General features: G+C 73.5%; 17 protein-coding genes. 8 read left to right on the top strand and 9 right to left on the bottom strand.

Annotated features, from left to right (window positions below; genetic code table 11):
• Positions 1-846: 846 nt before the first annotated feature.
• From ACIP4P_RS15085 to ACIP4P_RS15070, 4 genes are all read right to left on the bottom strand, one after another.
• Positions 847-1,902, bottom strand: a complete 1,056-nt coding sequence (locus tag ACIP4P_RS15085; protein ID WP_400918051.1) for an SDR family oxidoreductase — start codon at positions 1,900-1,902, stop codon at positions 847-849.
• Between the two features lie 174 nt (positions 1,903-2,076).
• Positions 2,077-2,670 carry a TetR/AcrR family transcriptional regulator gene (locus tag ACIP4P_RS15080; protein ID WP_400918048.1) on the bottom strand — a complete coding sequence of 198 codons (594 nt, stop codon included), beginning with the start codon at positions 2,668-2,670 and terminating at the stop codon, positions 2,077-2,079.
• A 44-nt stretch (positions 2,671-2,714) separates the two neighbouring features.
• Entirely contained in the window at positions 2,715-3,365 is a 651-nt protein-coding gene (locus ACIP4P_RS15075; protein ID WP_400918045.1) for a histidine phosphatase family protein, read from the bottom strand.
• Between the two features lie 125 nt (positions 3,366-3,490).
• Complete coding sequence (locus tag ACIP4P_RS15070; protein WP_400918042.1) at positions 3,491-4,432, bottom strand: aldo/keto reductase; 942 nt, start codon at positions 4,430-4,432, stop codon at positions 3,491-3,493.
• A gap of 503 nt (positions 4,433-4,935) precedes the next feature.
• On the opposite strand from ACIP4P_RS15070, the gene ACIP4P_RS15065 reads away from it, so the two are divergent.
• From ACIP4P_RS15065 to ACIP4P_RS15055, 3 genes are all read left to right on the top strand, one after another.
• The gene (locus ACIP4P_RS15065) at positions 4,936-5,523 is read left to right on the top strand and encodes an ArsR family transcriptional regulator (RefSeq protein ID WP_400918039.1); all 588 of its coding nucleotides are present in this window, start codon (positions 4,936-4,938) and stop codon (positions 5,521-5,523) included.
• Positions 5,524-5,797: 274 nt separating this feature from the next.
• The gene (locus ACIP4P_RS15060) at positions 5,798-6,766 is read left to right on the top strand and encodes a D-2-hydroxyacid dehydrogenase family protein (protein ID WP_400918036.1); all 969 of its coding nucleotides are present in this window, start codon (positions 5,798-5,800) and stop codon (positions 6,764-6,766) included.
• A 247-nt stretch (positions 6,767-7,013) separates the two neighbouring features.
• Positions 7,014-7,841 carry a hypothetical protein gene (locus tag ACIP4P_RS15055; protein ID WP_400918033.1) on the top strand — a complete coding sequence of 276 codons (828 nt, stop codon included), beginning with the start codon at positions 7,014-7,016 and terminating at the stop codon, positions 7,839-7,841.
• Positions 7,842-7,851: 10 nt separating this feature from the next.
• Here the strand turns inward: ACIP4P_RS15055 and ACIP4P_RS15050 are convergent, their stop codons facing one another.
• Positions 7,852-9,444, bottom strand: coding sequence for a M4 family metallopeptidase (locus ACIP4P_RS15050; protein WP_400918030.1), 1,593 nt, complete (start codon positions 9,442-9,444; stop codon positions 7,852-7,854).
• Between the two features lie 322 nt (positions 9,445-9,766).
• On the opposite strand from ACIP4P_RS15050, the gene ACIP4P_RS15045 reads away from it, so the two are divergent.
• Complete coding sequence (locus ACIP4P_RS15045; RefSeq protein WP_400918027.1) at positions 9,767-11,095, top strand: hypothetical protein; 1,329 nt, start codon at positions 9,767-9,769, stop codon at positions 11,093-11,095.
• A gap of 3 nt (positions 11,096-11,098) precedes the next feature.
• On the opposite strand, the gene ACIP4P_RS15040 is transcribed toward ACIP4P_RS15045, so the two are convergent.
• Positions 11,099-13,192 (bottom strand): amino acid adenylation domain-containing protein, encoded by a 2,094-nt coding sequence (locus ACIP4P_RS15040; RefSeq protein ID WP_400918024.1) that lies wholly within the window; start codon positions 13,190-13,192, stop codon positions 11,099-11,101.
• Positions 13,193-13,470: 278 nt separating this feature from the next.
• Here ACIP4P_RS15040 and ACIP4P_RS15035 point away from each other — a divergent pair, with 278 nt between their 5' ends.
• From ACIP4P_RS15035 to efeU, 4 genes are all read left to right on the top strand, one after another.
• Positions 13,471-14,310, top strand: coding sequence for an ABC transporter ATP-binding protein (locus ACIP4P_RS15035; protein ID WP_400918021.1), 840 nt, complete (start codon positions 13,471-13,473; stop codon positions 14,308-14,310).
• Positions 14,311-14,450: 140 nt separating this feature from the next.
• On the top strand, positions 14,451-15,599 hold the full coding sequence (gene efeO / locus ACIP4P_RS15030; RefSeq protein ID WP_400918018.1) for an iron uptake system protein EfeO: 1,149 nt from the start codon (positions 14,451-14,453) through the stop codon (positions 15,597-15,599).
• 145 nt (positions 15,600-15,744) lie between these two features.
• Complete coding sequence (gene efeB / locus ACIP4P_RS15025) at positions 15,745-17,049, top strand: iron uptake transporter deferrochelatase/peroxidase subunit (protein WP_400918015.1); 1,305 nt, start codon at positions 15,745-15,747, stop codon at positions 17,047-17,049.
• A gap of 34 nt (positions 17,050-17,083) precedes the next feature.
• Complete coding sequence (gene efeU / locus ACIP4P_RS15020; protein ID WP_400918012.1) at positions 17,084-17,929, top strand: iron uptake transporter permease EfeU; 846 nt, start codon at positions 17,084-17,086, stop codon at positions 17,927-17,929.
• A 246-nt stretch (positions 17,930-18,175) separates the two neighbouring features.
• Here efeU and ACIP4P_RS15015 read toward each other — a convergent pair whose 3' ends face one another.
• The 3 genes from ACIP4P_RS15015 to ACIP4P_RS15005 all read right to left on the bottom strand — a co-directional run bounded on the left by ACIP4P_RS15015 (position 18,176) and on the right by ACIP4P_RS15005 (position 23,921).
• Entirely contained in the window at positions 18,176-20,755 is a 2,580-nt protein-coding gene (locus tag ACIP4P_RS15015; RefSeq protein WP_400918009.1) for an ABC transporter permease, read from the bottom strand.
• Positions 20,756-20,814: 59 nt separating this feature from the next.
• The gene (locus ACIP4P_RS15010) at positions 20,815-21,585 is read right to left on the bottom strand and encodes an ABC transporter ATP-binding protein (protein WP_400918006.1); all 771 of its coding nucleotides are present in this window, start codon (positions 21,583-21,585) and stop codon (positions 20,815-20,817) included.
• A gap of 179 nt (positions 21,586-21,764) precedes the next feature.
• Complete coding sequence (locus ACIP4P_RS15005; protein WP_400918003.1) at positions 21,765-23,921, bottom strand: restriction endonuclease; 2,157 nt, start codon at positions 23,919-23,921, stop codon at positions 21,765-21,767.
• Between the last annotated feature and the right edge of the window lie 72 nt (positions 23,922-23,993).

The raw sequence follows: 23,993 nt of genomic DNA, 5'->3' as shown, positions 1-23,993 counted from the left end.
TCCGATTCCCACGGGGTTCGGTGCGCCGTTGTCAGCTGCCATTTGTGCAGGAGCGCGGCGGTGGTCGGGGAGTCGAGGTGCGTGTGGTGGTTGGCGGCCTCGGCATGGGTTCGCCGGATGTGTGGGAAGTCGGATGGGCCGACTTCCTGCGCGGGACAGCGGGCGTGGCGGTCAACTTTCTTGGATGAGCTGGGTGTTGTTGCGCGGTTGCAAGTGCGCAGGAAGTCGGGCGGGCCGACTTCCTGCGTGGGCGCGGGTTGTTGGAAGGCGTTGCGGGCGCCCTGCTGGTCGGCGTGAGCCGCCAACTGGGCGGGCTGGTCGGCAGATGGCGTTGATTGCGTGGGAAGTCGGGCGGGCCGACTTCCTGCGCGGGCTCGGGGTGTTCGTGGGCGTTGGGGGTGTTGCGGCTTTGTGTGCGGTGGGCCGTCATCTGTAGGGGCTCGGGGCGCCTGTCGGCGGGGCGCGGGTTCGCTGCCGGGAGAGGAGGTCGGATGGGGTGACTTCCTGAACGTGGTTGTGGGTGGGCAGGAGGTCGGGTGGGCCGACTTCCTGCGTGGGCGCGGGTTGTTGGAAGGCGTTGCGGGCGCCCTGCTGGGGGGCGTGAGCCGCCATCTGGGCGGGCTGGTCGGCAGATGGCGTTGATTGCGTGAGAAGTCGGGCGGGCCGACTTCCTGTGCGAGCTCGGGGTGTTGCGGCTTTGTGTGCGGTGGGCCGTCATCTGTAGGGGCTCGGGGCGCCTGCCGGCGGGGCGCGGGTTCGCTGCCGGGAGAGGAGGTCGGATGGGGCGACTTCCTGAACGTGGCTGTGGGTGCACAGGAAGTCGGGTGGGCCGACTTCCTGCGCGGGTCAGTGGTCGCCGAAGGCGTCGTGGACGAGGCGGGTGGACCAGTGGTGGAGGGCGGGGATGACGGGTGGGTGGGTGAGGCCGGCGGTGGTGGAGAGGTGGTCGGCGGAGGAGGTGTCGTAGTGGTCCTCGGAGAGGAAGGTGAGGGTTTCCGGGTCGGCGCCGGTGAGGGTGCGGGGGAGGCGGCGGACGAGTCCGACCGGGATGAGGGCGCGGGGTGGGCGGACGCCGAGGTGGGTGGCGAGGAGGGTGATCAGGTCGGGGAGGAAGGGGGTGGCGGGGTCGAGGACGGTGTGGGCCGCGACCGGGGCGCGGTCGTGGGCCGGGACGGCGGCGAGGAAGCGGGCCAGGTGGTCGACGGTCACCACGGGCAGGAAGGTGCGCCGGGTGCCCGGCAGTAGGGGGAGGCGGCCGCGGTGGAGTTGGCGCACCAGTTGGGCGAGGCCGAGGTACTGGCCGGCTTCGCCGGTCACCGAGTGGCCGATGACGCTGCTGGGGTTGACGGTGGTGAGCGGGACGCCGAGCCGGGGTGCCGTGACCCGGACGGCGGCGTCGCCGAGGTGCTTGGAGGCCTCGTAGGCGCCGAGGCGGGCGTAGCGGGCGGCGGTGGTACCGGGGTCGAGCGGGTACCGGGGGTTGGGGTCGCGGCCGACCCGGTAGCCGGAGAGGTGGACCAGGCGGCGCAGCCGGGGCCGGGTCGCGGACCAGTGCAGGGCGTGCAGGGCGCCGTGGAGGTTGGCGGGCTCGGCCTGTGCGCGGGTGAGGCCGAAGCGGTAGCGGGCGGCGAGGTTGTGGATGTCGCGCACCTCGGTGAGGCGGGCGTCGTCGGTGGGGGAGAGGCCGAGGCCGGGGCGGGTGAGGTCGGCAGTGACGGTCGTCAGGAGGGTCGGGTCGGCCCCGTGTTCGCGCAGCCAGTCGCGGAGGGCGGTCCCGTTCGCGGGATCGCGGACGGCGGCGGCCACGGGCTCGCCCCGGCCGAGGAGTTCGAGGACCAGCCAGCGGCCGAGGAAGCCGCCGGCTCCCAGGACGAGGGTGTGCGGGGATTCGGTGGGTGACATCGTGGTTCTTCAGTTCTCTCTAGACCGGTCTGCATATTTTCTTGAGTGAGTGAGCGGGGGAGCGAGGGAGGCGGATGGGTGGGGTGTGCCTCGGGTAGATGTAGACCGGTCTGCATATTTGTTGCGCAGCCCGGAGGGATGGGCGGGGAAGACGCGGCGGAGTTGGCCCCCGGATCACCGGCGCAGGGCGGGGCCCTTCGCGCCGAGGAGGTGGAGGACGGCGTGCCGGGCGTCGTCCAGCGGCTCGCGGCTGCGTCGGACCGAGGCCAGCAGTACCGCCCCCTCCAGCAGGGCCAGGGCCTGGCCGGCGGCCACCGAGGCCTGGGCGGGACTGAAGCCCCCGGTCGTCAGCTGCTCGGCCAGGATGCGTTGCCAGCCCTCGTACACCTCGGCGCAGACGGCCCGCAGCGGCTCGTTGGTGCCCGCGACCTCCAGGGCGACGGTCGCGATCGGGCAGCCCTTGGTGTAGTCGGACCGGGCCAGGCGCTCGGCGAACACCTCGATCAGTTGCCCGCTGAGCGTGGCGGTGTCGGCTCCCTCGGCGGCCAGCGCGGTCAGCAGGTCCGCGACCTCCTGGCCGGACTGGAGGAGTGCGGCGGCGACCAGTTGGTCCTTGCCGCCGGGGAAGTGGAAGTAGAGCGAGCCGCGCGGTGCGCCGGTGACGGCCAGGACCTGGTTGAGGCCCGTGCCGGAGTACCCCTGCTGCTCGATCAGCTCCCGGGCCCCGGCGATCAGCCGGGCCCGGGTCTCGTCGCCCTTGGCTCCCATGGGCAGACACTATAGACCGGTCTGCATATTCCCTGCGACAGGTCTCAGACCCGTAGCTCGGGCGGGAAGCCCGTCCAGCGCAGCTCCTCGGGGAGGTGGCTCTGGTCGTTCAGCAGCAGGACGGACGAGGGGCGGCCGGGGGCGAAGCGCAGGACGGTGAGGGCCGCGTTGGCGGCGTTGACACCGAGCCAGCGCCAGGCGGGGGCGTCCAGCGCGTGGCGGACCAGCCAGCCGATCAGGAAGGCGTGGGTGACGACCAGTTCGTGCCGTTCCTCACCGCCCGGGGCCGGCCCGGTGAACCGCTCGACGGCCCGCCGGGCCAGCTCCGGCCCCCGGGACCGCTCCTCCGCCGAGGCGCCCGCGAGGAAACGCAGCAGGAACTCCGCGCTGTCGGCCGGGAGTTCACCGGCCGACGGTACGTACGGAACGTAGTCGCCGGCCTCCTCGCAGACCGTTACCGCCACCCCGCCGAGTTGCTCCCCGACCAGGCGCGCGGTCTCCGTGGCCCGGGGGAGCGGACCGTGGTGGACGACCGTGATGGGACGGCCCGCCAGCCGTTGGCCGAGCAGGGTGGCCTGGCGGCGCCCGGCGGCGGTGAGCGCGCTCCCGCCCGGCCCGTCCGGCCCGTTCGGGGAGGCCGCCTCGGCGTGACGGGCAAGGTAGAGGTAACGCGTGGCCGTGGTGCGGTCGGGCACGGGCGGGCTCCGGGGTGTCGCTCAGGGAGGTCGAGAGGCCAGGTGGTCGGGAAGCCGGGAAGATCAAGAAGGATGGTGTCCCCGAGCGACGCCCGTCGGGCCGTCGGCGGTTCCGTACCGGCGGGTCAGCCGCTGTGGGCCTGGTCCAGCAGGGCCAGCTCCTCCGCCGTCAGTCGCAGGGCGCCCGCCGCGATGTTGTCCTCCAGGTGCGCCACGTCGCCGGTCCCCGGGATGGCCAGCACGTGCGGGCCCCGGTGCAGCGTCCAGGCCAGCCGGACCTGGGCGGTGCTGATCCCACGGGCCTCGGCCACCGCCCGCACCTGGGCGGGTTCCGCCGCCCCGGCGCCGCCCTCGCGTCCGGCGCCGGCGATGGCGTAGAAGGGGACGAAGGCGATGCCCTGCTCACCGCAGAGCCGCAGCAGTTCGTCCTGCGCGGGTGAGGCGCCGATGCCGTACGGGTTCTGCACGCAGACCACCGGGGCGATGGCCTGGGCCTCGGCGAGCTGGTGCGGGTGGACGTTGGACAGGCCGAGTCGGCGGATCAGGCCGGCCTGCCGCAACTCGGCGAGCGCACCGAAGCGTTCGGCGATCGAGTCGGTGCCGAGGATCCGCAGGTTGACCAGGTCGAGGTGGTCCCGGCCGAGCTGGCGCAGGTTCTCCTCGACCTGGGCGCGCAGTCCCGCGGGGGTGCGGGCGTGGTCGGTCCATTGGCCGTCGGGGCCGCGGCCGGGCCCGACCTTGGTGGCGATCAGCAGGTCGTCGGCGTACGGGGCGAGCGCGCGGTTGATCAGCTCGTTGGCGGAGCGCAGCGGGGAGAAGTAGAAGGCGGCGGTGTCGATGTGGTTGACGCCGAGTTCGACCGCACGGCGCAGCACCCGCAGGGCCTGCTCGCGGTCGCGCGGCACGGCGTCCGGCACCAGTGCCGGGCCGGTCTGCGGCAGGCGCATCGTGCCGAAGCCGATCCGGTGGACGGCGCGGTCGCCGAGCTGCCAGGTGCCGGAGGCGGCGGCGGAAACCGCGGAGGCAGGGCTAGCAGCAGGGACAGGGGAGGGCGTGTCGGAAGTCATGCCCGTCATGATCGTCACTGAACTAACCTGATCGCCACTGATTCGCGGATGTGCGAATCCGACGGGGGCGCGGGCAGGGGCACAGGCACGGGGGCGGGGGCGGGCGGTGGCGGAACTGCTGTTCACGGCGGGCGATCTGGCGCGGATGCGGTTCGTTGTCGCACCGATGTGGGAGGTCGGGCCGAGCCTGCGCCTGCTGCGTTCCGGCCTGCCGCACGCCGTTCACGGTCCCTGGGTGGAACAGGTGCGGCCCCGGCTGGGCGCACTCGGCCCGGCCCTCGGGCTGCTGGCCGAGCTCGTGCCGCCGACCGGCTACGTGCCGGACTTCCTCAATCCCGCCCCGACCGGGTCGGCCCCGACCCTCGCCGAGGAACTCGCCGCGATCCGGGCCACCCCCGCCGGGCGGGCCCGCCGCGACCTCGACCGGCTGGCCGCGGACCAGGGCGCCCTCGGTCCGCGGCTGCAGGCCCTGTACGCCGACCCGGCGGCCGGGCTGGCGCGGCTTGGCCGAGGCGATCGAGGCGTACTGGGAACTGGCCCTCGCGCCGTACTGGGCGAGGATCCGCGCGGTGCTCGACGCCGACGTGCTGTACCGGGCCCGGCAGGCCGCCGAGCACGGCGCCGCACGGGTGCTCAACGAACTGCACGCCGGACTGCGGTGGACGGACGGCGCCCTGCGGCTCGGCCACCGGGCTCGCCCGCTGAACCGCCGGACGGCCGGGCCGGGCCTGCTGCTGATCCCGTCCGCCTTCACCGGCCCCGGCCTGTACACCCTGCTCGCCCCGTCGGCGCCGCCCCAACTCGCCTACCCGGCCCGGGGGATCGGCGACCTCTGGACGACGCCGTCGGCCCCCGTCGGCGCGTCGCTCGCCGCCGTACTCGGCCGCTCCCGCGCCCTGCTGCTGACCGAACTCGCCGCCCCGGCCTCGACCACCGAACTCGCCCGGCGCACCGGGCTGTCGCCCTCCGCCGTCTCCCAGTACCTGACGGCCCTGCGGGACGCCCGCCTGGTCAGCGCCCACCGGGCCGGCCGCTGGGTGCTGTACGCCCGGACGGCCACGGCGGAGGCACTGCTGAACCCGCCCGGCTGAACCCCGGCACCCGCTGGATCGTGTCCGACACATGACCAGCTCGCGGCGCTCGGGGATCGCCGGGAGGTTCGGCTGACGTACCGCACGAGCCGCAGGAGATCCTGCTGCGCGGCCGGGGCGTTCGGCTCCACCCCGTCGAACTGCAGGACCCGATGGCCGTGTTGCGGGTGAAGCTCGACGAGTCGTCGTGGATCGTTCGCACCGGGCACGGCTACGGCCCGCGTCCGCCGGGCCCCCGGTCACCGGAACCCCAGGCGTCTGATTAGCTGCCGTCATGACCCTTCCGATCCTTCGCTGCGCCGTCCTGGACGACTTCCAGGGCGTCGCCACCAGCTACGCCGACTGGTCCCCGGTGGCCGACCGGGTCGAGCTCGCCGTCTTCCGCGAGCACCACCGCTCCGAGGACGAACTCGCCGCCGCTCTGGCCGAGTTCGACATCGTGGTGACCCTGCGCGAGCGGGTGCCGTTCCCCGCCACGCTGTTCGCCCGGCTGCCGAGGCTCCGGCTGTTGGTGGCCTCCGGCATGCGCAACTCGGTGATCGACCTCGCGGCCGCCGCGGCGCACGGCGTCACCGTCTGCGGCACCGCCAGCTCCGGCACCCCGCCGGTCGAGCTGACCTGGGCCCTGCTGCTGGGCCTGGCCCGCGGTCTCGTCCAGGAGAGCACCGCGCTGCGCGAGGGCGGCCCCTGGCAGAGCACCGTCGGCGCCGACCTGCACGGGCGTACGCTCGGGCTGCTCGGCCTCGGGCGGATCGGCGGCCTGGTCGCCAGGGTCGGGCTCGCCTTCGGCATGGACGTGCTGGCCTGGAGCCGGAGCCTCACGGACGGGCGGGCGGCCGAGGCGGGGGTGCGCCGGGCGGTGGACAAGGAGGAACTGCTCCGGGAGAGCGACTTCGTGTCGATCCACCTGGCCTCCAACGCCGACACCCGGGGCCTGATCGGCGCCGCCGAACTCGCCCTGATGAAGCCGGGGGCCTACCTGGTGAACACCTCCCGGGCGGCCATCGTCGACCAGGACGCGCTGCTCGCCGCGCTCACCGCCGGCCGGATCGCGGGCGCCGCCCTGGACGTCTTCGACACCGAGCCGCTGCCCGCCGACCACCCGCTGCGCCGCGCGCCCCGACTGCTGGCGACCCCGCACCTGGGGTACGTCTCGCAGGACAACTACCGGCGGTACTTCGGCGAGGCGGTGGAGGACATCGCGGCCTTCCTGAAGGGTGAGCCGATCCGCCGTCTGGGCTGACGCCGGACCCGGTCGAGGGCCATCGGCCGTCCATCGACCGCATACTGACGGCATGACGAGCGGAGACGGTGGCCCGGCGCCGGGCCGACGCACGGTGCTGCGGGCGGGTGCGGGGGCCGGTGCGGCGGCGGTGCTGCTGGGAGTGGCGGGGTGTTCGAGCGGGGCCAAGTCCCGTACAACAGCGGTGACTTCGGCCCCCGCGCCAACGGAAGCCCCGAGTCCGACCCCGACCCCGAGTCCGACCCCATTGCCCAACCCGCCGCTCTGGCAGCCCGGCCCCGGCGAGATCCAGCCCGACGTCAAGCGCCGCGCCGTCGAACTGGTCGCCGCCCTCGGTGCCTGGCCGCCCGGCGGCCAGGGCGCGGAGGCGGCCCGGGCGAGGGTGGCGGCGCTCGGCCTGCCGCCCGGGTTGGCGGACCAGGCCGGGCCGCTCGCCCCGGTGGCACCGGAGGCGAGCCTGGAGGTGGTCGACGCCCAGTACGGCGGGATCCTCGCCGACTCGGCGAGCGTGCTGGTGGTCTGCCGCCAGTGGACCAGGCAGCCGGACGGTTCGACGGCGGCGGGCGGCACCACCGTGGACGTCCGGCTGGGCCGGGCCGAGCCGCGCTGGACGGTGACCGCCCTGCACCCGGGCGAGCCGGGACCGGAGGCCGCCGCACCCGCCCCGGCGGTGGCCAGGGTGCTGGCCGAGCCGAGGATCGAACTGCCGCCCGAGGCGGTGGCGGACCTGCGCAGCGGCCTGGTCCACGACACCGTGACGGCGGCGATGCTGCGGCTGGCCGGCCCGTACACTCTGACGGTGAGCGTGGTGCGCAGCGGCCACCCGCTGGACGTCTTCGGGACGACCCGGCCCAGCGACCATCCGCTGGGCCGGGCCTTCGACGTCTGGCGGATCGACGGCCGGGCGGTGGTGGACCCGGCCACGCCCCGGCAGCTGATCGAGTCCTTCATGCGGGACGCGGCGGCGGCCGGTTCGTACAACGTGGGCGGTCCGGTGGCGATCCCGGGCGTCGGCAACCAGTTCTTCACCGACGACACCCACCACGACCACGTCCACGTCGGCTTCAACAGCTAGGTGTGCAGCCTCAGTTGACGCTGACCGCGCTCCAGGCGGCGGCGACCGCCTTGTACTCGGTGCTGCCGGCGCCGTACAGGTCGCGGGCGGCGTTGAGGGAGGCGGCGCGGGCGCCCTTGTAGGTGGTGGTGGAGGTCATGTAGACGGTCAGCGCGCGGTACCAGATCTTGGCGACCTTCTGGTTGCCGATGCCCGCGACGGTGGAGTTGTTGCAGGTCGGGCTGTTGTAGGCGACCCCGTTGATGGTCTTGCTGCCGCTGCCTTCGCTGGCCAGGTAGAACCAGTGGTTGCCGACGCCGGAGGAGAAGTGGACGTCGAGCTTGCCGACCGAGCTGCTCCAGCAGTCCGCCGAGCGGCCGTCCAGCGAGGGCTTGTCGAAGCGGCGCAGCCACGGCGGGGTGGACTGGTCGCTGAACAGGTAGTCACCGGTGTCGATCTTGTTGTTGGCGTACCACTCCACCATCGTCCCGAAGATGTCGCTGGTGGACTCGTTGAGGCCGCCGGACTCGCCGCTGTAGCGCAGGTTGGCGGTGGCGCTGGTGACGCCGTGGGTCATCTCGTGGCCCATGGTGTCGAGGTCGACCTGCTCGGGGTCGCTGCTGCCGTTGCCGTCGCCGGTCATCATGCAGAAGCAGCTGTCGGACCACTGGGCGTTGTCCCAGTCGGTGCCGACGTGGACGAAGACGGTCGCGCCCTTGCCGTCGTTCTTGATGCCGTTCCGGCCGTGGACGTTCTTGTAGTAGTCGTACGTCCAGGCGGTGTTGGCGTGGGCGTCGACGGCGGCGGTGGCGCGGTTGGTGGAGAACTTCTTCCCGTCGCCCCAGACGTTGGTGGTGCTGGTGAACGGGGTGCCGGAGGTCGCCTTGATCGAGCTCGCGGAGAGGTTGCCGGCGTCCTTGGTGACGTGGCCGCGGACCGGGTCGGTGAGGGTGTAGCCGCCGGAGGTCGGGGTGGTGTCGACGGTGACCTGGCCGGTGTACTCGGAGTTGCCGGTGCCGGCGGCCTGGTGCTCGGCGTCGAGGGACTCGATCTGCTCGCCGGTGGTGGCGTCGGTGACGACCACCTTGCCGGCCGGTTGGCCGTGGTCGCCGCTGCCCTCGACGACGGTGCGCCAGGCCAGGCGCGGGGTGCCGTCGGCGGCCCAGACCACCAACTCGGGGGTGCTGACGGCGTCCCGGACGCCGGGGGCGGCGGAGAGCGCGTTCGCGGCGCCGTCCTGGGCGGGCACCTTGGGGACGGTGGACTTCACGGCGGCGTCGTGGGCGGCCGCGCGGGAGGAGTCCTTGAGCCGGCCGCGGGCGTCCTGGTGGACGACCAGGTCGCCGCCGACCACGGGCAGGCCCTGGTAGGTGCGGTCGAAGCGGACGTGGGAGGTGCCGTCGGCGTCGAGGACGACGTCCTTGAGGACGAGGTCCTGGCCCGCGCCGAAGCCGAACACCCCGGGGTTGTGGGTGACGTTGGCGCGGGCCTGGGCTATCGCGGCATCGCGGCCGGCGGGCGCGGCGGCGGCCGTGGTGGCCGGGACGGCGACGGCGGCGAGGGCGGCGACGAGGGCGATGGCTCCGGCCGTGCGGGCACGGCGGAAGGAGGGTGCGGGGCTCACGCTGACTCCCGTGGGGGTGGGGTGCAGGGAAAGGGGCTGCAAAAGGACTGCGACCGAGATTGACGGCGATCAGTCAGATTCAGCTAGGGGGAAGGTCATAACTTTGCCAAGTTGTGTCCTGGTCAAATCAAAAATGATCGGAACTTAACAAGCCGTCCACACCGCCGTCGTGACGGTCGACTAGCGGGAGCGGTGGTCGGCCGTTGGAGGTCGACCGCCGGCGGTCAGCGGTCGGCGGTCGGCGGCAGACTTGGCTTCCGCCGGACGCCTACGGCCCGCCGGGGCCCGGCCGTCGGCGCCGGAAGACCCTAAGCTCTCGGTCATGGACGGATGGGTGGGGGCCTGGACCGCCGGGCGGGCGGCCGTGCACATCGGCAACGTCGCGGACTTCAACGCGCAGTTCTTCGTGCCCGGCATGGACGCCGCACAGCGCGCCCGACGGCTGCGTCAGGCGCACCACTACGCCTGCCTGGCCGTCGGCTACAGCCCGGAACCGGCCGTCCTGGTACTGCCCGTCGAGGTCGACCGGGCCTGGATCGACTGGCTGGCCCGGGAGTTGGCCTGGGGCCCGGTCGAGGTGCACGACGGCCTCGCCGTCGACCGGACGCTGGCCGAGGCGCTCGCCGCCCGGCCCGCGCTGGCCGCCCGGATCGCCGACTGCGGTCACCCCGTGGTCAGTTGGGGCCGCACCGCCGCCCAGGGCGAGGGGCCCGAACTGGCCGCCGTCCACCGCTACGAGTCCAAGGCGGCCGCCCACGCCCTGTTCGCCGCCCTCGCCCCCGACCATCCCGGGATCACGGTGCCGCAGCAGGAGCGCGTGGACGGCCGCCGTCGCGCCGCCCGGCGGCTGACCCTCCGCGCGGCGCGCGGCCGGACCACCGTGTTGAAGAGCCCGCACGGCGTCGGCGGCTACGGCACGGTCGTGGTCGAGCCCGCCGACCTGTTCGCCGCGGGCGGCGGGGGCGCCCTGCTGCGTCGCCTGGTCGGTTCCGAAGTCCTGCCGCCGGACGGCGAGTTGCTGTTGGAGGAGTTCGTGGACCCGGGCCCGTCGGCCCGGCTGCGCGACCTCACCTACGACGCGGTGATCGGCCCGGACGGCACCGTCCACCCGGTCGGGGCCGGCGTCATGGAGGTGGCCGGCACCCACTACCAGGGCGTCACCGTCGGCCCCGGCGTCGTCCCCCGGGCCGCCGAGGAGACGGCCCGCCGCTTCACCCTCGCGGTGGGGGAGCGGCTGGCCGCCGAGGGCTACCGCGGCTGGTACGACGTCGACTTCGTCACCGACCGGCAGCGCCGGCTCGCCCCCACCGAGACCAATCTGCGGCTCACCGGCCCGTCCGTCGCCTTCATGCTGCGCGAACGGCTGGACCGGGTGCGCGGCCCCGGCCACCTGGTCCGCACCGTGGACGCCCTGCCGCTCGGCGCCCGGCTCGCCCCCGAGGCGCTGCACGACCACCTCGACCGGCTGCGGCCCCGGTGCGCCCGGCTCGGCGTCGTCCTGCTGCCGCTGATCCCGACGACGGGCCACGCACCGGAGCCCGCCGTCGGACTCGCCCTCGCCGGGCCGGACGCCGAGGCGCTGGACGCCGCGCAGGCGCTGGTCGAGGCGGCCAACCATGCGCTGACCGGGATGTTCGAGGCGCTGCGCTGAGGACTACTTCCCCGTGGTCCTGGGCTTGCTGAGCAGGAACGTGACCACGATCACCGCGGCCAGCATCAGCGGGATGTTGAAGACGTAGATCATCGCGGTCTCGCGCGGCCAGTCGGTGGCGGAGGTCAGTCGATAGAGGTTGTCCTGCGGCCACCAGGAGGCCAGCAGCCAGAACAGCGAGACGTGGGTGAGCAGGGTCAGCCGCAGCGAGCGGCCCTGTCGCAGCAGGGCCGGAAAGCCGAGGAACAGGAAGGCCAGTCCGCCGCCGAAGGCCAGGTTCTCGCACAGGTAGAGCAGTTCGAACCAGAAGTGGTACTCCATCGGTACCGCCGAGAGGTTCGTGGAGCCCGGGTACAAGTGGTCGGTGAGGATCCAGGCGACGAAGGCGAGGAACGGCGTGAGGGCGGCTGCGGCGCAGCCGCGCGAGCCGTCCACCTCCCGGCGGCCGCCGCCCGCCTTGCCGCCGCCCTTGGACCGGCCGGCGCCCGCCTTGGCCGAGCGCGGCGCGGTGTGCCGCGGCGGGGCCGGCAGCGGCAGCGCGGCGCGGTCCAGCTTCCCGGCCCGGGTGCGCGGCAGCTCGGGGACGGGGATGACGGCGGCGGGCACCGAGTACCCCTGCAGCTCGGCCAGCAGGTACTGGGTGAGCGACCAGCCGTCCATCCCCTCCGGCGCGCCCTGCGCGGGCACCGCGTAGCCGACCAGCACCCGCTGCCCCGGCTCCCGCTCGACCTCCACCACGACGGCCTCCCGCACCGCCGGGTGCGCCCGCAGCAGGCCCTCGGCGCGGGCGGCCGCCTTGACCCTGGTGGTCGCGGTGGTCGCCCGGTCCGCGCCGAGTGGGCCGACCACGGTCGCGGCCCGGCCGACGAACTCCAGCGCGCCGTCCGCCCGGAGCAGCCCGAGGTCGCCGGTGAGCAGCACCCGTCCGTCCGGGTCGAAGTCCGCCCGGACGAAGCGTCGCGCGGTGTCCACCGGCCGGTTGAGGTAGCCGCGGGTGAGCCCGGAGCCGGCGATCGCGATCTCGCCGACCTGCCCGGGGGCCACCGGCGTGCCGGTCGGGCCGAGCACGTACACCCGGGTGCCGGGGAAGGACCGGCCGACCAGGGAGACCCGCTCGGCGCCCTCGGCGGCCGCCGTGCCGCGCACCTCGAAGCAGGTGCTGTCCACGGTGGCCTCGGCCAGTCCGTAGACGTTCAGCACCCGGGTGAACTCGCCGAGCAGCCGCTGCAGCGCCAACTGCTCGTCCAGGTACCACTTCTCGGCGCCGACGGTGAGCAGCCGCACCCCCGGCAGGCCGGTGCCGGTCTCGGCCAGCAGGGCGGTGAGGCGGCGGGCGGTGCGGACGTTCAGCTCCATGACCGTGATCCGCTCCTGCACCACCAGGGCGGGCAGGGCGGCCAGGTCGACGGTGCGGTCCAGGGTGAGGTTGAACGGGGTGACCACCAGGGTGGCGCCGGTGCCCAGCGCCCGGACCCAGTCCGCGGTGAAGACGTCGAACTCCAGGCTGGCGGTCTGCAGGATCCGGTCCTCGGGCGCCAGCCCGTACACCTCCCGCCAACCGGCGTACGCGGCCAGCAGGTTGCGGTGCTCGACCAGGGCGCCGACGGGCAGGCCGGTGGAGCCGGAGGTGTAGAAGACGCAGGCGAGGTCGCCGGGGGTCACCTCGGGGCGCTCGAACTCCCCTTCTCGCAGCGAGAGTTCGTCCAGGCAGACCAGCTGTGCCCCGCCCGCGTCGGACAGCCGGACCCGGTGGCGCCCCTCGGTCAGCACCAACTCGGGTGCGGCGTCGCCCAGGACGTGCCGCAGCAGCGCGTCGGGCGCGGTCGGCTCCAGCGGCACGAAGGCGGCGCCCGCCTTGAGCACCGCGAGCAGCGCCACGTACACCTCGGTGCCCCGGCCCAGCGCGACCGCCGCCCGGCCGCCCGGGGCCAGCCCGCGGTCCGCCAGGTGGGCGGCCAGCAGGTCCGCCCGGGCGTCCAGTTCCCCGTACGTCAGCTCGGACCCGCCGCACCGCACCGCCACCGTCTGCGGGGCCCGCCGGGCCTGCCGCTCGACCAGCCCGTGCAGGCTGCTGGGCCGTTCCTGGTCCGCGACCATCACGCCTCCCCCTCGTCCCCCTCGGAAAGACTCCATGGTCCTCCCCAAGTCGCCTCGTCCGACACGGTTTTGGCGGCAGTCATTGGTGCCGGTACGGAATCGGCCACGGCGTCAGGGCCGCAGGAGGGGAGGGGTGCCCCGGTCGACGGTCCACCCCTCGGACGGCCGGACTCCGCTCCCCGCCGACGGTTGTACCGTGCACACGGACGATCGGCGCCGGCCCGTCCGCGGCGGCGCCCCGTCCGTACCCTGCCCGGTGCAACGATCGGAGACCGCCCGTGACCACGTCCGACCCGAACTTCGACGGCCCGCTGCTGCGCACCCAGGACGTGGACGTCGTGCGCGACGGCCGGCACCTGCTGCGCGGCATCACCCTGGAGATCGAGCCCGGCGAGCACTGGGCGCTGCTCGGCCCGAACGGCGCCGGCAAGTCCACCCTGCTCGCCCTGCTCGGCGCGGTCTCCCACCCCACCCGCGGCACGGTGGACGTGCTCGGCCGTCGGCTGGGCCGGGTGGACATCCGCGAGCTGCGCGCCCACCTCGGCCACGTCAACCCGCGCCACCCGCTGCGCTCCCCGCTGACCGTGCGCGAGGTGGTGCTCACCGGTTCCACCAACACCATCGAGCCGGAGTGGCACCGCAAGCCGGCCGCCGGGGTGGTGGAGCGGGCCGAGCAGCTGATCGAGACGCTCGGCATGGCCGCGATGGCCGACGCCGAGTGGACCACGCTCTCCCAGGGCGAGCGCGGCCGGGTGCTGATCGCCCGCGCGCTGATGCCCAGCCCCCGGCTGCTGCTGCTCGACGAACCCGCCACCGGGCTCGACCTCACCGCCCGCGAGCTGCTGCTGGACAGCCTGGACCTGCTGCGCCACCAGCACCCGGAGCTGGCGAGCGTGCTGGTCACCCACCACCTGGAGGAGCTGCCGGAGAGCACCACCCACGCCCTGCTGCTGCGCGAGGGGGAGTGCGTGGCGGCCGGGCCGGTGGACGAGGTGATGACCACCGAGCTGATCAGCGAGACCTTCGGCCACCCGATCCGGATCAGCCGCCACGACGGCCGCTGGACGGCCCGGGCGGCCGCCCGTCGGGTGCCGGAGGGGCAGCGGCCCGGGAGGTAACGGTTCGGGCAGGGGCGGGGCCGGGTGTCGACGGTAAAGACTTCTTACGTAAGGTATGCCTTAGCTAAAGAGGAGGCACCGGCCCGGCCGGTGCTTTACCCGGCCTTGGCACCCCCATGCCCTTTTCCGTTGGAGCCCCCATGTCCGCCCGTCGCCGTTCCACCGCAGCCGCGCTGCTCAGCCTCGCCGTGGCGACCGCCGCCCTGGCGGGGTGCGCGTCGAAGAAGGACGACAAGGCGGGCGGCGCGGACGCGGTGAAGATCAACGCCACCGACACCGCCTGCGAGGTCTCGAAGACCAGCTTCCCGGCCGGCCACGTGGTGCTGGACATCAGCAACAAGGGCTCCAAGACCACCGAGGTGTACGTCTACGCCGCCGGCGACAAGATCGTCACCGAGCGGGAGAACATCGGCCCCGGCACCAAGGCGACCATCAACGCCGAGATCAAGGCCGGCACGTACGAGATCGCCTGCAAGCCCGGCATGGTCGGTGACGGCATCCGGCAGAAGATCACCGTCACCGGCGAGAGCGGCAGCGCCGCCCCGGCCGACCCGCGACTGGCCGCCGCCGTCGACGCCTACCGGAAGTACGCCCAGGAGCAGGCCGACGCCACCATCCCGGCCGTCGAGGCCTTCGCCGCCGCGATCAAGGGCGGCGACCTGGAGAAGGCCAAGTCGCTGTACGCGCCCTCGCGCACCGGCTGGGAGCGCACCGAGCCGGTCGCCGAGAGCTTCGGGGACGTCGACCCCAAGACCGACACCCGCGAGGACAAGCTGGAGCAGGGCCAGGCCTGGACCGGCTGGCACCGGCTGGAGAAGGCGCTCTGGGCCGACGGGAAGATCGGCGACGAGGAGAAGACCCTCGCCGACCAGCTGGTCGCCGACCTCAAGGACTGGCAGAAGAAGATCCCCGAGGCGGAGATCACCGCGACCAGCATGGCCAACGGCGCCAAGGAACTGCTGGACGAGGTCGCCACCAACAAGATCACCGGCGAGGAGGACCGCTACAGCCACACCGACCTGGCGGACTTCCACGCCAACGTCGAGGGCGCCCAGAAGGCCTACGAGCTGCTGAAGCCGGTCGCCGCCGAGAAGGACCCGGAGCTGGCCAAGACCCTGGACTCCGAGTTCGCCGCGATCAACGCGCTGCTCGCCAAGTACCGGCAGGCCGACGGGACCTTCACCCCGTACGACAAGGTCACCGAGGCCGAGCGCAAGACCTTCTCGGACGCGGTGAACTCGCTGGGCGAGCCGCTGTCGAAGCTGGCCGCCGCGGTGGTCGTCAAGTAGCCGGTCCCCTCCGGCAGTTCGGCGCACCGGCACCGGCGCCGACACGGGCACCGGCACACCGGCGCCAGCAGCACCGGTGCACCAACAGCACGAGCAACACCCGCAGTTCAGCAGTTCCGCAAGAGTGAGAAGGGCCCGCCCGCCGATGGACGCCGAGAACGAGCAGCAGAACGGCAGCCCGGCCGCTGCCGCCACCACCGACCGGGGCGCGGTGAGCCGCCGCGCCGTCATCGGCTGGGCCGGCGCGGGCGTCGCGCTCGGTGCCGCCGCCGTCGGCTCGGTCGCCGTCGCCTCCCGGCAGGACGACGACCCGGTCCCGGCGGCGAACGCCACGGCCGGCGGCGAGGTGCCCTTCTACGGGGAGCACCAGTCGGGCATCGCCACCCCGGTCCAGGACCGGCTGCACTTCGCGGCCTTCGACGTGTCCGAGAAGGCCACCCGGGACTCCCTGGTCAAGCTGCTCAAGGAGTGGACCAAGGCGGCCGCCGCGATGACCGGCGGCCGCGAGGTCGGCACCGGCGCCGTCCCCGGCTCCGCGGAGGCGCCGCCGGACGACACCGGCGAGGCGCTCGGCCTGCCCGCCTCCCGGCTCACCCTCACCATCGGCTTCGGGCCCAGCCTGTTCGAGAAGGACGGCGTCGACCGCTTCGGCCTCGGGGCCCAGCGCCCCGAAGCCCTGATCGAGCTGCCGAACTTCAAGGGCGACAAGCTGGACCCGCTGCGCAGCGGCGGCGACCTGTGCGTCCAGGCCTGCGCCGACGACCCGCAGGTCGCGGTGCACGCGATCCGCAACCTGGCCCGGATCGGGATGGGCACGGTCAACATCCGCTGGTCCCAGCTCGGCTTCGGCAAGACCTCCTCGACCACCCCGGACGAGCAGACCCCGCGCAACCTGATGGGGTTCAAGGACGGCACCCACAACATCGCGGGCACCGACGCCACCAACCTGGCCGGGCACGTCTGGGCCGCCCCCGGTGACGGCCCGGAGTGGATGACCGGCGGTTCCTACCTGGTCGCCCGGCGGATCCGGATGCACATCGAGACCTGGGACCGCGCCTCGCTCAAGGACCAGGAGGACACCTTCGGCCGCACCAAGGGCGAGGGCGCCCCGTACGGCCGGGCCAAGGAGCACGACGCCCCCGACCTCACGGCGATGCCCGCGACCGCGCACGTCGCGCTGGCGCACCCGGACGCCAACAACGGCCTGATGATCCTGCGCCGCGGCTTCTCCTTCACCGACGGCACCGACGGCCTCGGCCGGCTGGACGCCGGACTGTTCTTCCTCGCCTACCAGCGCGACACCCGGAAGGCCTTCGTCCCGCTGCAGCAGCGGCTCGCGGCCTCCGACAAGCTCAACGAGTACATCCAGCACGTCGGCTCCGCCCACTTCGCCTGCCCGGCGGGCGTCCGCAAGCCGGGGGAGTGGTGGGGTCAGGCCCTGTTCGGCTGAGTCCCGTCCCCCATTTCTCTCCGAGGAGTCAGCCGTGTTCGGCAACTACCTGATCGGCCTGCGCGAGGGCCTCGAAGCCAGCCTGGTCGTCTGCATCCTGATCGCCTACCTGGTCAAGACCGACCGGCGGGACAAGCTGCCGCCGGTCTGGCTCGGGGTCGGCTCGGCCGTGGTGCTCTCCATGGTCTTCGGCGCGGTGCTGCAGTTCGGCTCCTCGCAGCTGACCTTCGAGGCGCAGGAGGCGCTCGGCGGCTCGCTGTCGATCATCTCGGTCGGGCTGGTGACCTGGATGGTGTTCTGGATGCGGCGCACCGCCCGGCACCTGAAGACCGAGCTGCACGGCAAGCTGGACGCCGCGATCGCGATGGGCACGACCGCCCTGGTGGTCACCTCGTTCCTGGCGGTCGGCCGCGAGGGCCTGGAGACCGCGCTGTTCATCTGGTCGGCGGTGCAGGCCACCGACGACGGCTGGAACCCGCTGGTCGGCGCCGCGCTCGGCCTGCTCACCTCGGTGGTGCTCGGCTGGCTGTTCTACCGCGGCGCGCTGCGGATCAACCTGGCGAAGTTCTTCACCTGGACCGGCGCGATGCTGGTCGTGGTCGCGGCCGGGGTGCTCGCCTACGGCGTGCACGACCTCCAGGAGGCCGGCTGGCTGCCCGGCCTGCACAGCGTGGCGTTCGACATCTCCAGCACCGTCCCCAAGGACAGCTGGTACGGCACCCTGCTGAAGGGCGTGTTCAACTTCCAGCCGGACCCGACCGTGCTGCAGCTGGTGGTCTGGCTGGCCTACCTGGTGCCGACCCTGGCCGTGTTCTTCGGCCTGTTCGGCGGGGGCAAGGCGAAGCCCGCCACGCCCGTCGCCGCGAAGTCGGCCGCCTGACCCGGCAGTTCACCCCGCACCACCCACCGCACCACCCACCGCCCCGCCCGGCACCCGCCGGGCGGGGCGGTGTCGTTCGTACGGGCTCCGGTGGCGCGGGCCCCGAACCGACCCGAGCCCCAGCCCGAACCCGAGCCCCAAACCCCAACCCGAACCCAAACCCCAACCCGAACCCGGGCCCCGGACACGCCGGAGCCCCGGACGGTCGAGGACCGTCCGGGGCTCCGTGTCCGGGGCGCCGGGCTGCTACTCGCTCTTGATCGCGCCCAGGATGTCCAGCTTCGCCGCCCGGTGGGCCGGCCAGAGCGCGGCCAGCAGGCCGATCACCGCGGCCGCGAGCAGGAAGCCGGCGATCTGCAGCGGCGGCACCACGGTGCTGAGGCCCTTGAGGTCGCCCGCCATGGTGCGGATGACCGCCCAGGCGGACAGGATGCCGAGGCCGACCCCGACCAGTCCGCCGAACAGGGCGATCAGCAGCGACTCCAGCCGGACCATCCGGCGGATGCCGAGCCGGTCCAGGCCGATCGCCCGCAGCATGCCGATCTCCCGGCGGCGCTCGAAGACCGACATCGCCATGGTGTTGACCACACCGAGCACCGCGATCACCACGGACATGCCGAGCAGCCCGTACAGCAGGTTGAGGACGTTGGTGATGTCCTGGCGGCTCTCCGCCTTGATGTCCTTCTGGCCCTTGACCGAGATCAGCGGGTTGCCGCCGGTGGCGTCCCGCAGGGCCTGCCTGAGCTGCTCGGTGGCGCCGTCCTTGCCCTTGACCAGGACCTTGTTCAGGCCGGATCCGGGCAGCGTGTGCGGGCCGACCACGCCCTCCGGGGCGATCACGCCGGCCAGCGCGGTGTTGGCCTCCAGGACGCCGCCGACGGTGAGCGAGCCCTTGGTGCCGTCCGGGTAGGTGACGGCGAGGGTGCTGCCGACCTTGTAGCCGGCCTGCTCGCTGCGGCCGGAACTCACCAGCAGCTTGCCCTGCTTGAGGGCGTCCGCGGAGCCGTCCTTGATCTTGATGGTGGCCAGCTGGTCGATGGTCGCCGGGTCCACCGCGGTCAGCCACTCAAGGTCGGCGTCGTCCTCGCCCTTGCCCTTGCCCTCGCCGAGGGTGACCCGGAGCCCGCGCTCGGCGCTCATCGCGCTGACGCCGGGCGCCTTGGCGATCTGGGTGGCGACCTCGTCGGAGAGCTTCGAGCCGTTCGCCATGACGACCGTGTAGTCGGCCTTGACGTCGTTGTCGCTGGAGTCGTCCACGGCCTTGTTCACCGAGGCGCCGATCACGGTCAGCGAGGTGATCAGGGTGACGCCGATGGTCAGTGCCGAGGCGGTGGCCGCGGTGCGGCGCGGGTTGCGGACGGCGTTCTCCTGGGCGAGCTTGCCCGGGGTGCCGTACACGGCGCGCAGCAACGGGGCGAGCAGCGCGATCAGCGGCCGGGACAGCAGCGGGGTCAGCACGAACACGCCGAGCAGCAGCGCGGCCGCGCCGAGGCCGACCAGCTTGACCTCCTTGCCGCCCACCCCGGCGGCCAGCGCGCCGGCCCCGGCCAGGGTGAACAGCAGGCCGACGGCGTTGCGCACCCGCAGGCTCTTCTGGGTGGCGGGCTGCTCGTTGGTGCTCATCGCCGCCACCGGGGCGATCCGGGAGGCCCGGCGGGCGGGCAGCCAGGCGGCCACCAGGGTCACCAGTACGCCGACCGCGAGCGAGACCAGGACGGTCAGGGGGGAGACCACCAGCGGGCCGTCCGGCAGGTTGGAATCCATCGGGCCGTTGAGCAGCGCCCGGAGGCCGACGGCGATGCCGATGCCGGCCACCAGGCCGCCGACCGAGGCGGTGAGGCCGACCAGGACGGCCTCGATCTTCACCGAGCGGGTGATCTGCCGGCGGGTGGCGCCGACGGCGCGCAGCAGCGCCAGCTCCTTGGTGCGCTGGGCGACCAGCATGGCGAAGGTGTTGGCGATGATGAAGATGCCGACGAACAGCGAGATGCCGGCGAACCCCAGGAAGAACAGGTTCAGCATCTTGGTCAGCTTGCCGATCATCCGGTCCTGCTCGGCGGCCAGTTCGCGGCCGGTCTTGGCCTCGATGTTGTCGCCCTGGGGGAGGACCTGCTTGACGGCGGTGAGCAGTGCGGCGTCGTCGGTGCCCGGCTTGGCCTTGATGTCCAGCTCGGCGTACCGGCCGGGGCTCAGGTAGAGCTTCTGGGCGGTGGCGGTGTCGAAGGCGGCGAGCGAGCCGCCGGCCATCACCCGCGGGTCGTTGGTGTGCAGGGTGCCGGTGAGCTTGAGCTCCATCACCGGGCCGTTGACCGCGGCCCGGACGGTGTCGCCGACGTGGTAGCCGCCCTTCTCGGCGGTCCTGGTGTCCAGCGCGATCTCGGTGGCGTCCTTGGGGCCGCGGCCCTCGACCAGCGGGTAGCGCGGGTCGGTGCCGTCGGCGCCCGGCACGTAGTTGGTGCCGGTGGTGGAGAAGCCGTTGCCGATCAGTGCGCCGTTCTTGTCGGCGATGCCGGTGAAGCCGCTGACCACGCCGCGGGCCTCGGCGGTGCCGGGAAGCGCGGCGACCTTCTTCCGGGTCTCCTCGGTGAGGGTCGGGGTGTCGGCGGCGGCACCGTCGCCGTAGCCGTTGCCCACGGCCGCGTTGTCGCTGACCGTGACGGCGATGTCGGCGTAGCTCTTGGAGTTCTGGGTCCGGAGGGCCTGGCCCATGGTGTCGGAGAAGACGAGGGTGCCGGCGACGAAGGCGGTGCCGAGCATGACGGCCAGCATCGTCATCAGCAGTCGGCCCTTGTGGGCCAGTACGTTGCGCAAAGCGGTGCGGAACATGGGGGAGCGTCAGTCCTGGGGGTACTCGGGGATCGGTGGCTTCGCGTGGCTGAACGGGCTCAGCTGGTGCGGCCCTTGGCGTCGAAGCGGCGCATGCGGTCCAGGACGGTGTCGGCGGTGGGGGTGTGGAGTTCGTCGACGATGCGGCCGTCGGCGAGGAAGACGACGCGGTCGGCGTAGGAGGCGGCGACCGGGTCGTGGGTGACCATGACGACGGTCTGGCCGAGTTCGCGCACGGAGTTGCGCAGGAAGGAGAGGATCTCGGCGCCGGAGCGGGAGTCGAGGTTGCCGGTGGGCTCGTCGGCGAAGACGATGTCGGGCTTGCCGGCGAGGGCGCGGGCGCAGGCGACGCGCTGCTGCTGGCCGCCGGAGAGCTGGGAGGGGCGGTGGCTGAGGCGGCCGGAGAGGCCGACGGTGTCGACGACGCGGTCGAGCCAGGCCTGGTCGGCCTTGCGGCCGGCGATGTCCATCGGGAGGGTGATGTTCTCCAGGGCGGTCAGGGTGGGGAGCAGGTTGAAGGCCTGGAATATGAAGCCGATGTGGTCGCGGCGCAGCTGGGTGAGCTGCTTGTCCTTGAGGCCGACGAGTTCGGTGTCGCCGATGGTGGTGGAGCCGGAGGAGACGGTGTCCAGGCCGGCCATGCAGTGCATGAGGGTGGACTTGCCGGAGCCGGAGGGGCCCATGATGGCGGTGAACTCGCCCTGGGGGAAGGTGACGCTGACGTTGTCGAGGGCGACGACCCGGGTCTCCCCCTCCCCGTAGACCTTGTTCAGGCCGGTGGCGCGGGCGGCCGCCAGGCCGGTACGGACGGCGGTTGCGGGGAAGGTCACGAAGACTCCTGGGAACGAATCGGATTTTCCTACCGATCCATCCTGTCAAGTGGTTCGAGCCCGATGCGTATGCCGAGGGGACGGTCGGCCCCCGCCGACCCGGCGGTGCGGCGGGGGAGTTCTCCTTCCCAGGTATGACATGTGCCCTGAGGACCAAGGTCCCTGGACATCCGGCGGTGTCACTCCACCGCGACCCCGAAGGCCGTCGCCAGCCCGGTCAGACCGTTGGTCACCGCCCGCCCGGACGGCGCGAACTGCCAGCCCTCCGCCGCCCGTCGGAAGCTGCCCAGCAGCATCGCCGAGTCCGGGATGCCGCCGTTGGCGCCGGGCCACTTGAGCGGTCCGGCCGCGCCCGGCCCGTACTCGGCGGCGACCGCCAGCCCGTACACGTAGCCCAGCGGCAGCGCCGGCGGCTCCTCCTCCTCGGTGGAGACCGCGAGCACCACCTCGTCCACGGCGGCCGGCAGCCGGTGCAGGTCCAGGCTCAGCCGGGCCGCCCGGGCCGGCTCGCCCGGCACCGAGTGGGTGGGGTGCAGGCGGACGGCGCCGTCCGGGTCCTGCGGGTTGTTGAAGAACACGAAGTGCTCGTCGCTCAGCACCCGGCCGCGGGCGCACAGGAACGCGGTGACGTCCAGCTCCACCGGGTCCCCGGCGGCGGTGCGGCTCTGCCAGCTGACCGTGAGGCTGCTCTGCGGGACGGTCGGCCCGGCCGTCGGCTCCTGCGCGGCGGGCTCCGCCGTCCCGCCCGGGGTGCCGCCGCCGAGCCGGCCGCGCAGCCCCTGGTCGGCCAGCAGCTCCACCAGCTCCGGCCCGCTCACCAGGGTCAGCGGCTTGCCCTCGATGTAGCTGTAGGAGCCCTTGCCGAAGCCCGCGGTGGTGACCAGGATGCCCTTGATCGCGCCGTGGTGGCGGACGGTGGACTCCAGGTCGCGCACGGCGGTCGGCGGGACGGTCTTCTTGTAGCGCTTGGCCTGGATCACGATCTTGCCGCCGGTCACCGGGTCCAGGTCCTCGGCGACCACGTCCACCCCGACGTCGCCGCTGCGGGCCGTGGTCATCACCCGGAAACCGCGCAGCCGGAACAGCTCGGCGATCAGGTCCTCGAACTCGATCGGGTCCATCTCGAAGAGGTCCGGGTCGTCCTCGCCGAAGTGCCCGGCCAGGCTCCCGCCGACGGTCTCCGGCAGCCGGTCCGGCTTCACCTCGTCCAGCCGCTCCGGGCGCGCCGACAGCTTGCCGCCCAGGCCCTGGAAGCACTCCACCGGCGCCACCCGGTCCAGCGCCAGCCCGGCGAACTCGGCCCGGGTCGCGGTCAGCGTGGACAGGAAGCGCTCCGCCTCCCGGCCGGTCGCCGGGTCGATGCCGAGCACGAAGCCGTTCAGCACCACCGAGTCCAGCAGCCCGTCCCGGTCCGCCCGGAACAGCTCCACCGCCACCCGCAGCGCCGACTGCGCCAGCACCTCCCGGTACAGCGCCTTGCGCTCGGTCGCCGGGCGGGCCACCTCCGCCTCGCGGTCGTCCGCCTTGACGTACCGCACCCGGCCGGCGGCCGGCACCACGTCCGGCCCGGGCAGCTCCCAGTTCACCACCAGCTGACGGCTGGACGCCTCCCAGGCCGCCACCAGCCGGTGCGGGAAGCCCTCCGGCCAGGCCGCCGAGGCGTACAGGCCGGCCGTGAAGTACTCCTGCACCGCCTCCGGCTCACCCGCCCGCAGCCGGCGCAGCAACTCCTCGGTCCCGGTGCCGCGTTCCTCCTCCTGGCGGCGGAAGCGCTCCGCCCACTCCAGGTACTCCCGGTGGTACCCGGCCAGCCGCTGCTGCCGGTCGGCCTCCCGCGCCTGCGCGGCGTACCAGTCCTGCTCGAACCGGGCCCGGGCCTGCGCGAGGTACTGCTCGTACTGCCGCCGCACCCCGGCGTTGCGGGCCTGCGCGGCGTCCGGCGGCGGGACGAAGTACGCGGCGGCGGCCTGGTCCGGCATCGGCACCGGCTCGCCCAGCGGCCCCGGATCGAACGGCGGCACCGGGCGCGGCGCCAGCAACGCCTGCGGCCCGAACGCCGGCGCGGCCAGCCCGGCCGCCAGCAACCCGCGCAACTCCTCGACCCGGGCGTCCAGTTCGGCCGTCCGCGCGGCCGCCTCCGCCTCCCGCGACTGCTGGTAGGCGCGCTGCGCCTCCCGCTCGTCCCGGGCCGCCGCCCGCTGCGTCTCGCGCTGGGCCCGCTCGTGCCGCCGCAGCTCCGCCGCCTCGGCGCGCCACCGGGCCTCCTCCCGCCGCTGCTGCTGCCGCTGCGCCTCCGCCCAGACCGCCAGCACCCCAGTGTTCCGCCGCCCCGCCACCAGTCACCCCTTCGCGCTCACACCGACCCGGCCGTCCCGCGCCGCCTCCCGGCCGTACCGCCGACCGCGCCC

The sequence above is a fragment of the Kitasatospora sp. NPDC089509 genome, from assembly GCF_044749365.1.
In the GTDB taxonomy this organism is placed as follows: domain Bacteria; phylum Actinomycetota; class Actinomycetes; order Streptomycetales; family Streptomycetaceae; genus Kitasatospora.
Note: the sequence above shows the minus strand (reverse complement) of the source record. Positions and strands in the feature narration are given on the sequence as shown.